Raw genomic sequence first — 12,646 nt, 5'->3', positions numbered from 1 at the left:
CAACTGAGCCCAACCCCCCTACCGTACCCGAGACGCCCGACTGGAGTTCCTGATGTCGCCACGCCCCACGAGGCCTATCCGGTGAGGCGGCGAATCGGCATCGTCGGGGCCGGATGGACCGGAGCCGTGGCCGGGCGCCTGCTGACCGATGCGGGGTTTGCCGTGGAGGTTCTGGAAAAGACCAGCGTGGTGGGCGGTCACTCCCGGGCCGAGACCATGAACGGGGTGGTGTACGAGCCCAACGGAGCCCACATCTTCCACACCGACAACGAGGCGGTGAACAAGTTTGTGAACGCCCACGGGCTCACCCGGCCCTACGACCACAAGGTGCTCACCGAGGTGTTCCTGTCGCCTGACGATGCCGAGAGCAACCTATTGTCCTGGCCTCCTCAGGTAGAGGAGCTCGAGGTGCTGCCCGTATGGCCGACGGTGGAGCGGGAACTGGCCTCCTTGCCGCCCAAGCCGGTCGGCGACAACTTCGAGGACTACGTGGTGTCGATGATGGGCCGCACCCTGTACGACCTGTTCATCCGGGACTACACCGCCAAGCAGTGGGGCCGCCCGGCCACCGAGCTGTCGGCCCGTTTCGCCCCCAAGCGGGTGGAGCTGCGCCGCGACGGCCACCGGGGGCTGTTCCGGGACCGGTGGCAGTACTTCCCACCCAACGGCATCAACGAGGTGATCGAGTCGGTGCTGTCCACCGTGGCCGTCACGCTTGACACCGAGATCACCGTGGACGATGCCGACCGCCTCGGCCAGGACTACGACGCAGTAATCATCACCGCCGCGCTGGACGACTTCGCCCGCTGCCCCGGCGAACTGGAGTGGCGGGGCATCGAGATGCGCTCCCGCTATGAACCGACCGACGGCCCCGGCGGCGTGCTCACCCCCGCTTATGTCACCAACCGCCCGTCGACCCGAGTTCCCTACACCCGCACGGTGGAGACCAAGCACGCCACCGGGCAGCAAATCGGAGGCACCGTGGTTAGCGAGGAAATACCGGGCGCCCCCCGACGGCACTATCCGGTGCTGACCGCCGACGGTGCCAACGAGCGCCGCAACACCGAGCTGGCCCAGAAGATCGCCGAGCACTTCGACATCCCGGTGTATTTCGCCGGGCGGCTGGCCACCTACCGCTACATCAACCAGGACGAGGCCATCGCCGATGCCATGGCGGTGGCCGACCGAGTGGCCGCCGAGTTGGGGGGATAGCGGTTCATGGCCGACGCGACGTCTCAGGGTTGGAGTTTCTGGATCGACCGGGGCGGCACGTTCACCGACGTGGTGGCCCGACAACCCGATGGCGACGTCGTCACCGTCAAGCTGCTGTCGGAGAGCCCCCGATACCGCGACGCCGCCGTCGAGGCCATCCGGTCCCTGCTGGGGCTGAGCGCGGATGAGCCCATTCCGTCGGCGCAAGTGGCCGAGGTGAAGATGGGCACCACCGTGGCCACCAACGCCCTGCTGGAACGCCAGGGCGAGCCCACCGCGCTGGTCACCACCAGGGGGTTCGCCGACGCCCTGCGCATCGGCTATCAGACCCGGCCCGACCTGTTCGCCCTCGACATTGTGCTGCCCGACATGGTGTACAGCCAGGTGATCGCGGTGGACGAACGAGTGCGAGCCGACGGCACCGTTGAGCGATCACTGGATGAGGACCATGCCCGTCAGCAGCTGGCCGCAGCCCGCCGAGCTGGTTTGCGGTCGGCGGCCATCGTGCTGGTGCACGGCTATCGCTACCCCGATCACGAAGCCCGTCTGGCCGAGATCGCCGCCGAGGTGGGGTTCGAGCATGTCTCCGCCAGCCATCGGGTGAACCCGCTCATCCGCCTGGTGCCCCGGGGAGACACCACCGTGGCCGACGCCTATCTCACCCCGGTGCTGCGCCGTCACATCCAGACCGTGGAAGACCAGATCGACACGTCGCTGTTCTTCATGCAGTCCAACGGCGGGTTGGCCCACCCCGACAATTTCCGGGGCAAGGACGCGCTGCTGTCCGGCCCAGCGGGCGGGGTAGTGGGCATGGCCCGCACGGGTGAGGCGGCCGGCCACCACCGCCTGATCGGGTTCGATATGGGCGGCACATCCACCGACGTGTCCCACTACGACGGCCGCTTCGAGCGCACCACCGATGCCGTCGTCGCCGGTGTTCGGGTGCGAGCGCCCATGATCTTGATCCACACCGTGGCCGCCGGGGGCGGCTCGATCCTGTCGTTCGACGGCAGCCGCTTCCGGGTGGGCCCCGACTCCGCCGGCGCCGAACCCGGCCCGGCCTGCTACGGAAATGGCGGGCCGCTCACCGTGACCGACGCCAATGTAGTTCTCGGCCGCTTGCACCCCGACCACTTTCCGGCAGTGTTCGGCCCCGGCGGCGACCAGCCTCTTGATGCCACCGCGGCCCGGATTGCCTTCGCCGATCTGGCTGGGGCCATCACCGAAGCCACCGGACAACTGTGGACCCCGGAGAGGGCTGCTGAGGGGTTTTTGGATGTGGCGGTCCAGAACATGGCCAACGCCATCAAAACCATCTCGGTGCAGCAGGGCCATGACGTGAGCGCCTACACCCTGGCCTGTTTCGGCGGCGCAGGCGGCCAGCACGCCTGTCGGGTGGCCGACGAACTGGGCATGTCCACCGTGTTGATCCATCCCCACGCCGGAGTGCTCTCGGCGCTGGGCATCGGCCTGGCCGACGTGCGCACGGTAACCGAGCGGGCGGTGGGCCAAACCCTCACCGAGGAACTGCTGGGCGCCATCGCCACCGACATCGGGGAGCTGGCCGCGGCGGCCTACACCGAGGTAGCCGCCGACTTGCCCCACTCCCACATCCACATTGAGGCCAGCTATTTCTTGCGGTACGAGGGATCCGACACCGCACTCGAGGTGGCCGCCGACGACTACCAGCCGGTGGTGGCGGCCTTCGAAGACCTCCACCGGGCCCGCTTCGGATTCTCCTCCCCAGAGACGCCGATCGTGCTGGAGTCGATCCAAGCGGAGGCCATCGGCCGCAGCAGCCTCTCGGAGACCTTGGCCGGACAACCCGTGGGCAGATCGTTGCCCGAACCCAGCCCCCTGGCCCACCACGAGGCCAGCTTCGAGGGGCAAGCCCAAGACATCTCCTTCTTTGACCGGGCCGATCTGGGCCCGGGGGCTGCCGTGGACGGCCCCGCGGTTGTCGTGGATCCCCACTCAACCACCGTGGTTGAACCGGGCTGGGGTGCGGCGGCGGCCCCCAGCGGCGAACTCGTCTTGCGCCGCATCACCCCTCGCACCGGTGCCGCGGTGGGCACCCATGCCGACCCGGTGATGCTGGAGATTTTCAACAACCTCTTCATGAACGTGGCCGAGCAAATGGGGGTGGCGCTGGAAAACACCGCCGCTTCGGTGAACATCAAGGAGCGACTGGACTTCTCCTGCGCGGTGTTCGACCCCGATGGCGAGCTGATCGCCAACGCCCCCCACATGCCGGTACACCTGGGCTCAATGGACATGGCAGTCAAAGCGATCATCGCCCGCCATCCCGAAATGGCGCCGGGCGACGCCTTCATCACCAACGCCCCCTACAACGGCGGCACCCACCTGCCCGATGTGACTGTGGTCATGCCGGTATTCAACCCCGACGGCGATGAGATCTTGTTTTTCACCGCGTCCCGGGGGCACCACGCCGACATCGGCGGCACCGTCCCCGGCTCAGCCCCTGCGGACGCGTCGCACATCTCCGAGGAGGGGGTGCTGTTCGATGGCGACGTTTTGGCTCGGGACGGGCGGTTCCAGGAGGCGGAGATCCGGGGCCTGCTCACCGGCGCCGAGTGGCCGGCCCGCAACCCTGACGTCAACGTCGCCGACATCAAAGCCCAGCTGGCCGCCTGTCAGAAGGGCGCCGTCTCCCTCGACGAGGTGATCGACTACTACAGCTTGGAAACGGTGCATGCGTACATGGACCATGTGAGGGCCAACGCCGCCGAGTCGGTCCGACGCCTGATCGATCGCCTAGAAGACGCCTCGTTTACCGTTGAGTTCGACGACGGCTCCCAAGTGTCGGTGGCGTTGCGCATCGATCGGGGGCGACGGAGGCTCACCGTCGACTTCACCGGAACCAGCGACCAGCATCCGGGGAACTTCAACGCCCCCCAGCCGGTGTGTCGAGCTGCGGTTTTGTATGTCTTGCGCTGCCTGGTGGATGACAACATCCCGCTCAACAGCGGTTGTCTGGATCCGGTGGAGTTGATCATGCCGTCGCCCAGCATGATCAGCCCTGTCGAGCCCGCCGCGGTCTTCGCGGGAAATGTGGAGACATCTCAGCACATCGTGGACACCTTGTTCGGCGCGGTGGGCACAGTGGCCGCCTCTCAGGGGACCATGAACAACGTGGTGTGGGGCAACGAGCGCCACCAGTACTACGAGACGGTGTGCGGCGGGGCGGGGGCCACCGCCCGGCGCAACGGCTGCGATGCGGTGCACACCGGGATGACCAACGCCCGGCTCACCGACCCCGAGGTGCTCGAGCAACGCCACCCCGTGGTGGTGGAGGACTTCGCCATCCGCCGGGGCAGCGGGGGCGAGGGCCAGCGCCGAGGCGGCGACGGGGTGGTGCGCCGCACTCGATTCGAGGAGCCCATGAGCCTCAACGTGCTGTCGTCTCGGCGGAGAGTCGCCCCCTATGGCATCGAGGGAGGCGCACCCGGCGCCGTAGGCGTCAACCGCGTTCTGCGAACCGATGATTCAGTGGAGGACTACCCAGGGGTGTTCCGCACCGAGATGCAGCCCGGCGACCGCTTTGAGGTCTCCACCCCCGGCGGTGGGGGCTACGGCCCGCCCGATGAGGAGCGCTGAGCGGCCAAGCGGACGCCTTCGACGATGCTGGTGTAGCCGGTGCAGCGGCACAGCGTGCCCGACAGGAACTCTCGGATCTCACGGTCGGATGGCTCATCAGCGTCGGCGGGACGGTCGGCCAGCCAGCTGACGGTCGACATGACGATTCCCGGCGTGCAGAAGCCGCACTGGAAGCTCATGGCCTCGGCAAACGCCTGCTGCACTGGTCCCAGTACCGGATTGCCCGGGTCGGTCGTGTCCACCAGGCCCTCAATGGTGGACACCTCACAGCCGTCGGCTTGCACGGCCAGGATGAGGCACGACCGTACCGCGGCACCGTCCACCAACACCGTGCAGGTCCCGCACACCCCGTGCTCACACCCCAGGTGGGTTCCGGTGAGACCGCACTGGCGGCGCAAGAAGTCGGCCAGAGTGGTGCGGGTCTCGGCTTCGGCGGAGTACTCGGTACCGTTGGCCCGCAGCTCAACCGTGCGCTTGGGACTCATCGGGGCGCTACCAAGTGATGCTCTGGCCGGCGTTGGCTCGCAGGATCTGGCCCGTCACATAGCGGGAGGCATCCGAGGCCAAGAACCAGATCAGGTTGGCCTGATCTGACGCCTCGCACACCTCGCCCAGCGGCGAGCGGTCCCGCATCAGCTTGAGGTAGCTGTCCATCTCGGCGGGATCCACCTGGCCCTGGGCGTCGCGCAGATGCCCTCCCACGAAGTTGGTCAGGGTGAAACCAGGAGCAATGGTGTTGACCCGCACCCCGTCGGGCCCGGCCTCCACCGCCAACGACTGGGTGAGCATGGCCACCGCCGCCTTGGTAGCCGCATATACCGACAAGCCGCCCACAGGGGTGTTGATGGCGGTGGCCGACACATTCACGATGGAGCCCGACCCCCGAGGGGCCATGACCCGCATCGCCGCTTGGCATCCGAAAAACACCCCTTTGAAGTTGATGGACAGCACTCGGTCGAGCTCGGCCTCGGACACGTCCACCACGTCGCCGTAGCTGCCCACGCCCGCCACGTTGGCCATCACATCCAGCCGCCCGAACTCGTCCACTGCCGCCTCAACCAGGGCACCTACCTGGTCGGCTTGAGTGGTGTCCACCGCTAGAGCCATAGCCCGTCCGCCACCCGAATTGATGCGGTCCCGGGTTCGGTCAGCCCCCGCGCCGTCGATGTCGCCCAGAACCACCGCGGCCCCGGCCGCGGCCAGCGTCTCCGCGGCGGCCTCGCCGATGCCGCTGGCCCCACCGGTGATGCACGCCACCCTTCCGCTGAGGTCGAAGACTCCGAGCCCCTTCATGAATCCAGTTTGTCTCACCGTTATCTGGCTTGCCCTACCGCCGAGCCAGTGCGATTCTTGGGCCATGGTGGCGGAGCTGGAATGGCTGGTGGATCAACCCTCCCTATCCAACCCGGTCATGGTGGTGGCGTTGGAGGGACTGTTCGATGCGGCCGACGCGGCCACCACCGCGGTGCGGCTGATGAAGGAAAGCGCCAACGGCGTCGAGCCCCTGGCCCGCATCGACCCTGAGGGGTTCTTCAACTTCCAGGATCGCCGACCCGAAGTCCGTCTGGACGATGAGGGAAAAAGAGTCATCGACTGGCCGACCACCGAGGTGGCCGGAGTGGAGCGCTACGGCGCCAAACACCCCCTGGTGGTGGTGGACGGGGTGGAGCCCCACCTGAGGTGGCGGACCTTCGCCGACTACCTGGTGGAGGTGGCCACCGAGTGTCGGGCAGGACTGGTGGTCACCCTGGGAGCCATGGTCGGCCTCGCCCCGCATACCCGGCCCCTGGGAGTGGTGGGCAGCTCCACCAATGCGGAGCTAGCCCGCATGTTCGGCCTGGGCCGCCCCACCTATGAAGGCCCCACCGGCCTGGTGGGCGCGCTCCACGATGCTCTGGACCAGGCCGGCATCCCGGTCATCTCCCTGCGAGTATCGGTACCCCACTACGTGCCCGGACCGCCCAACCCCGAGGCCACCCGGTCACTGCTCAAGCGGTTCGAGCTGATCACCGGCATCATCACCGACCACGACGAGCTTGACGAGGCCGCGGCCGCCTGGCGAGAACGGGTCGACACTGCGGTGGCCGGCGATGACGACCTCAAGAACTACGTCGCCCAACTCGAGCGCCAGATCGACGAGGCCGACGACCTCCTCCCCACCGGCGACGACCTCGCCACCCAATTCGAGGCTTTCCTGCGCGACCCCTGGAAGTAGACCCGTTCAGTACATTTAAGTGCTTTACAAGTAGAACAGCGCCGAATCATATGATCCGACGCTGTTCCAAAGAGATCAGTAGGATCTCCATTGGTGGGGCTGGCATGGTGCAAGGACGGCCTCCAAAGTCGATTCCTTGGGGGTTCGAGTCCCCCCAGCTCCACCGCCCACTATAGCGGAGCGATGCTATTCAGCGGTCAGGCGGGTGACGGCCAGAGCCAATAAGTGCCAAGACCCATCGCTCACTCTGCAGCAATCGGCGAAAGATGGACCAGGCGCCCGACCCGTCGATGAATCTGACCGCAGGGAAACCTCACGGGACTTCACTGGGTGGCCAGAAATCTGGCGCATCCTGAGAGCGTCAGGCCACAGCCACCGGATTCAGTCTCGGCGCTGGCGGCCAGTATGAGGGTCGTCGGGGTATCGCCGCCCCAGAAAGCGATAGAACAAGCCCGCTAATAATCCGGCATACGCAGCCGCGAATGATCCGGCAAAACGAGGATCATCGGGGTGTCGCTGCCGCACCATAACGCAAATGACCACTAGAAGCGCTGCAAACCCAACGATGAATACCAGCGGTAGCAAAAGCCAGATCGGTAGTGGGAGGTAGCTGATGGCCTGGGACGTTCCCACAAAGACGCCGACATATGCGACAAACGTCGCGGCGTCGCGCCCGTCCCTGACGAACGGGCCATAGCGAGGATCGTCTGGGTATCGCCGCCTCATGAAGCGAAGAAACGCACCAAACGCTGCAAACCCAACGATGAGCATGAGTAAGCCCACAAGCCAGCTTGGTAGCGGGAGAAGGTTGAGGAGGGGCTGAACGCCAAAGAGAACGCCTGCTCCAATGGTGATTATTGCGACGATGGGGGATCGTCCGCGTGGCCGCTGGGGGGTGCGTGGCTTGTCAGTCTCCGGAGTTTGGGCGGAAACCATGCCGTCAGGGTAGCCGCTTGCTGTGAGGCGCTAGCCACCAGCATGGCGGCGACGGCAAACTCTACTTGTGGATGCCCAGACTCCCCACCGGCGACGACCTCTCCACCCAGTTCGAAGCCTTCCTCCGCTGCCCCTGGAATATAGCGGATCGCCAAACTGTCACTACCAGGGCATAGGCTGAGCACCATGACCGATCAGGAGTGTCTGTGGACTATCGGGCATTCCAACCACAGCATCGAACGCTTCTTAGAGTTGTTGCGCTCCAACGAGATCGGTGTTTTGGTTGACGTGCGATCCCAGCCCTATTCCTCCTACCAAGGCCACTTCAGCCAAGCCCCGCTGCGCCGGTCTCTCGAGGATGCTGGATTCCGCTATCTGTTCCTCGGCAAGGAACTTGGGGGGCGCCCTCCCGAACCCGAGCTATACGACGATGAGGATTATGTGCTGTACGGCGAGCTAGCCAAGACCGAGCGCTTCAAGCATGGGCTCGACCGCCTTGTCAAGGGGACTGCTACCTATCGAATCGCCATGATGTGCAGCGAAGAGGATCCCTCCGACTGTCATCGTCGTAGGCTCATCACTTGGGCCCTTGAAGAATCCGATGCTTCTGTCACAGTCACCCATATCCGGGGCGACGGGGAATTAGTTGATGAATCCGAGATGAGCCGAGATACTGGCAAACACCAGCAGCAGACCCTTCTTGAGGACGTGACGACATGGAAATCTGCACAATCGGTTTCACCAAACACACCGCGGAGAGCTTCTTTGGCCTCCTGAGAGACGAAGGGGTCGGCCGGCTCATCGATGTCCGCCTGAACAACACCGGCCAGCTCTCCGGATTCGCAAAGCGAGACGACCTCAAGTACTTCCTCGATCACCTCTGTCAAGCCGAGTACGTCCACGAGCCTGATTTGCTCGCCCCCACCGAAGAACTGCTCAAGGGCTACAAGAAGAAGGAGTTCAACTGGGACGAATACGAGAAGCGCTTCGTCGACCTCATGGTGCAGAGACAAATCGAAGACAAGCTGTCACCTGACATGTTCGACCCTCGGACGGCTCTACTATGCAGCGAGCACACCCCCGACCACTGCCACCGCCGACTAGTCGTCGAATACCTAGGCCACCATTGGGGCGACGTAACCCCCATCCACCTCCCCCGGACTTGTTCCGTCACCACATGAGGTCTGCCAATGCATGAGGTCAAAATGCTCTGTATGGCCAACTCCTGGAAACACCAAGAGCGGTGCATAGCAGGCTTGCTAAAGAACGGAACCTGGGTAAGACCCGTGTCGACTGCCCAGGGAGGAGCAATCACAGAGGACCAATGCCAACTCGATGTAGGGCGACCTATTCAACCTCTCGACCTAGTTCGCCTTCCAATTGAAAAAGCTGCCCCCATACTCCATCAACCAGAGAACCAGTTGATAGCAAACAAGCCATGGCTACTTCTCAAGGAGAAGAAAGCGGAGAACAACAAGGTCGTTAGTCTTCTCACACGTAGCGAGCACAAAAAAGATACACTCTTTGGCACGGAGGATGACAAAATAAGCTGGTCAAGTATTGAAAGGCAAGGATTAGCGGAATCGCTTGTTCTCGTTAGAGCAGTCGGTCCATATTTTCGCCGAAAACGAACTTGGTCTGGTAGGACACAGATTCGATCCGGATTCACATTTGCTGGAACTGACTACGACCTACCGGTTACCTTTGAAGCTTCACATATCTTACAAGAAGGCAAGAATTTTACTCAATCATCATCTGACTGGTGGTTTACAGTTAGTCTTGGCGGGGCATTTCGCCCATATGGATACCAAGAGAAATATTGTTACATGCTGATAGCTGGAGCGATTGAGATTCCGAACTGATCTATTGTCAGATTATATGCTGACACTATTCGATTGTGGTACCGTTTGGTTCACCGCACTATATATGTTTACCCTGCCTTCATTTTCACTCTAATATACTGAGGAGATAACTGCACTCTCATGTCTAATGCGCAAGAGGAACTCATACAAGCCATTGTTGAATGGTCAAGAGAGCGGCCATGTTGGGAGCAGCAAGCATTACTAGATCTGGCGCGGAAAAATGAAATATCTGACGCCCGAGTCTCAGCTTTGGCCGATATAGCTGAACGGGAGGCTGACAACGCCTCCTTAGATGTCGCAAAATTGGAGGTTTCAGATTTTTTGAGTATCAGTCGAGGGAGCGAACAAGTTAAAATCGCGAGAATCGCTGAACCTAAAGCTGTCAATGCACTTACATGGCCAGATGGTCTGAACTTTGCACCCAACGGCATTACACTTGTGTACGGAGAAAACGGTAGCGGAAAATCAGGCTATGCACGGGTTTTAAAAAAAGTTACACGGGCACGCCACGACATGGACATTTTGACAAACGTATTCGAAGCTCCAGCCGAGCAATCGGCTCTGCTCACTGTTTCAATAGATTCCTCAGAAGAAACGCTAGCATGGCCTTCCGACCGCCTCGATTTCCTTTCAAGGGTGAGCTTTTACGACTCTGAGTGTGCTAAACACTACATTTCAACTGAGACCGAAGTAGCCTATCGTCCAAGTTCTATCGCACTTCTCAACGAACTAGTGATTGTTGCGAACCGAGTCCGCGTCGAACTACAGAAACGCCGTGATGGTTGTACGACTTCGATGGCTGGTCTCCCGTCAGTCCCACTTGAAACACAGGCTGCTGAATTCGTAGCTTCAATTTCGGCAAGTACGACCGCCCTCGACATTAACCTCGCATCAGAACTCCCAATCGATATCGACGATCATTTGGCATCTCTCAGAAATCGAATTGCGAATCTTACTTCGGCGGATTTAGCCAAGCAGCGTTCGAATCTGAATCAACTCCTATCAGCTATAACAAGCCTATTGGACCACATCACTCAGACTCACAAAATCTTAAGTGATGACAAATTGGCCGAACTGCAGAACGCAAAGACGCAGGCTTCAGTTGCGCGGGAAGCGGCTGACGCGGCTAGTGCGGCAAGATTCGCGTCCGAGGCAATCAGTGGAGTTGGAAGCGCATCATGGAACCTTCTGTGGGAAGCCGCGCGGCGATTCAGCGAGGAGGTTGCATATCCGAACAAGCACTTTCCAGTCACCGCAGACGAAGGAACCCCGGGTCGGTGCGTCCTATGTCAACAGGAATTGGACGAACATGCGTCTGATCGGCTACGTGCATTCGACCAGTACGTGGCCGCTGACTCCGAACGTAAAGCTCGCGATGCAGAGGATGCCTTCGAACAACTGTTCTCAAAGCCCCGCGATCACGAAGTCTTCGACACCAAAACAGAGCTTTTCCTCCAGAGCATCTCGGCGAGCAGCGAAGCTTCACATTCTGAGCTGCAGGCAGCGCTCCAAGCCCTTGAAGACCGTCGCGCTCAAATCCTATATGAGCTTGGCAATGACGACTTTGAAATTGGGAATTTCCACTCGGAGTCCAATTTCCCGGCAACAGACCAACTGGCTAATGAGTCCAGAAAGAAGCTCACTGATCTTGAAATTGATGACCCAAGCACTCAGCTTGATGAATTACGTAAACAGGAAGCTGAGATCCTCGGGCGCCAAACCCTTCAAGAGAAGCGAACGGCCATTGAGAGCCATATATCTGTACTGCGGAAAGTCAGTACAATTGACGATGCAATTCGCCTTACCTCCACCCACGGAATTACACGCCGGGCGGCGGAACTAACGCGTACCCATGTAAGCGACATCATGAAGCATCACTTCAGCCAGGAGACCCTCAGGCTTGGCCTGCACCGAGTGAGGCTTGCTGATACTGGTGGTGGGCAAGGCAACCTCAAACATCAGGCGAAGCTCGTCAATGCAGTTCAGCCCGCTCGCCTCGATTCCGTCCTTAGCGAAGGTGAGCAAACCGCGCTCGGTTTGGCTGGTTTCCTTACAGAGGTTGAGGGCGATCCAAGTAACTCAGCCGTAGTATTCGACGATCCAGTAACTTCTCTTGATCATGTTTGCAGAGAACAAGTCGCCCAACGAATCATCGAGCTCGCATCCAGTAGGCAGGTCATTATTTTCACTCATGACGTTGCCTTTGTTGTCGACCTAAAGCGAGCTGCTGAGGCTGCCTCTGTTGGAATAACTGAAAGGTGGGTGACAAAGCACCTAGAGCACGTTGGGCGCATAAGAGATGGTAGTCCTTGGGACGCCAAAATGGTTGGAGAGCGCCTTAACTACCTCGAAAGAGGAATTGCTAACTTAAGATCAGTCTATGCTGAGGGCGACCCTGAAGTATCTCACAAGGAAGCAAGGAGCTGGTATCAAGATCTTCGGCTAGTTTGGGAGCGGGCTTTGGAAGAAGTCGTGATCGGTCCAGTTCAGGTTCGAGGGCGGTTGGAAATTAGACCCACAAACTTGAAAGTGGTCGCGCAATTTACCGAATCTGATAATCAGGAATTCCAAACCGCCTTCACGCGGTGCGGTGACAGGGGCAGCCACGACCGTAGTTCAGAATTAAACCGCCCATTACCAGAAATCTCGGAACTTGAAGAAGACCTTAACCGTCTTCGAACTTGGCATAAGCGAGTTCGTGGATACGCCAAATGACGGCTATTGGAAGGACAACGGACTTCCGGGCCAGTATTCCTAGTGCCCATCACTGAGTAGAGCCAAGAATGCCACGTTTAAGGTGCCC

General features: G+C 61.1%; 9 protein-coding genes and 1 tRNA gene. 8 read left to right on the top strand and 2 right to left on the bottom strand.

What is annotated here, in order from left to right; translation table 11 throughout:
• The first annotated feature begins 81 nt into the window (after positions 1–81).
• Positions 82–1,212, top strand: a complete 1,131-nt coding sequence (locus ACOGJC_RS13550) for a UDP-galactopyranose mutase (protein WP_419845528.1) — start codon at positions 82–84, stop codon at positions 1,210–1,212.
• 6 nt (positions 1,213–1,218) lie between these two features.
• The gene (locus ACOGJC_RS13545; RefSeq protein ID WP_419845527.1) at positions 1,219–4,830 is read left to right on the top strand and encodes a hydantoinase B/oxoprolinase family protein; all 3,612 of its coding nucleotides are present in this window, start codon (positions 1,219–1,221) and stop codon (positions 4,828–4,830) included.
• On the opposite strand, the gene ACOGJC_RS13540 is transcribed toward ACOGJC_RS13545, so the two are convergent.
• Entirely contained in the window at positions 4,803–5,315 is a 513-nt protein-coding gene (locus ACOGJC_RS13540; RefSeq protein WP_419845526.1) for a (2Fe-2S)-binding protein, read from the bottom strand. The two genes, ACOGJC_RS13545 and ACOGJC_RS13540, sit on opposite strands and share 28 nt — an antisense overlap.
• 7 nt (positions 5,316–5,322) lie before the next feature.
• Positions 5,323–6,123 carry an SDR family NAD(P)-dependent oxidoreductase gene (locus ACOGJC_RS13535; RefSeq protein ID WP_419845525.1) on the bottom strand — a complete coding sequence of 267 codons (801 nt, stop codon included), beginning with the start codon at positions 6,121–6,123 and terminating at the stop codon, positions 5,323–5,325.
• Between ACOGJC_RS13535 and ACOGJC_RS13530 the strand changes: the two genes are divergently transcribed.
• The 6 genes from ACOGJC_RS13530 (at position 6,122) to ACOGJC_RS13505 (ending at position 12,558) form a co-directional block, all read left to right on the top strand.
• Positions 6,122–7,045: a PAC2 family protein gene (locus ACOGJC_RS13530; protein WP_419845524.1), complete on the top strand. Its 924-nt coding sequence runs from the start codon at positions 6,122–6,124 to the stop codon at positions 7,043–7,045. The two genes, ACOGJC_RS13535 and ACOGJC_RS13530, sit on opposite strands and share 2 nt — an antisense overlap.
• Positions 7,046–7,140: 95 nt before the next feature.
• Positions 7,141–7,208 (top strand) — tRNA-OTHER (locus tag ACOGJC_RS13525).
• 959 nt (positions 7,209–8,167) lie between these two features.
• Entirely contained in the window at positions 8,168–8,758 is a 591-nt protein-coding gene (locus tag ACOGJC_RS13520) for a DUF488 family protein (protein ID WP_419845523.1), read from the top strand.
• Positions 8,698–9,162 (top strand): DUF488 family protein, encoded by a 465-nt coding sequence (locus ACOGJC_RS13515; protein WP_419845522.1) that lies wholly within the window; start codon positions 8,698–8,700, stop codon positions 9,160–9,162. The genes ACOGJC_RS13520 and ACOGJC_RS13515 overlap by 61 nt, the downstream gene beginning before the upstream one ends.
• A gap of 9 nt (positions 9,163–9,171) precedes the next feature.
• Positions 9,172–9,843 carry a dual OB domain-containing protein gene (locus ACOGJC_RS13510; RefSeq protein ID WP_419845521.1) on the top strand — a complete coding sequence of 224 codons (672 nt, stop codon included), beginning with the start codon at positions 9,172–9,174 and terminating at the stop codon, positions 9,841–9,843.
• A gap of 120 nt (positions 9,844–9,963) precedes the next feature.
• Positions 9,964–12,558 (top strand): AAA family ATPase, encoded by a 2,595-nt coding sequence (locus tag ACOGJC_RS13505; RefSeq protein WP_419845520.1) that lies wholly within the window; start codon positions 9,964–9,966, stop codon positions 12,556–12,558.
• Positions 12,559–12,646: the final 88 nt, after the last annotated feature.

This window comes from Candidatus Poriferisocius sp. (assembly GCF_965204015.1).
In the GTDB taxonomy this organism is placed as follows: Bacteria; Actinomycetota; Acidimicrobiia; order Acidimicrobiales; family Bin134; genus Poriferisocius.
Note: the sequence above shows the minus strand (reverse complement) of the source record. Positions and strands in the feature narration are given on the sequence as shown.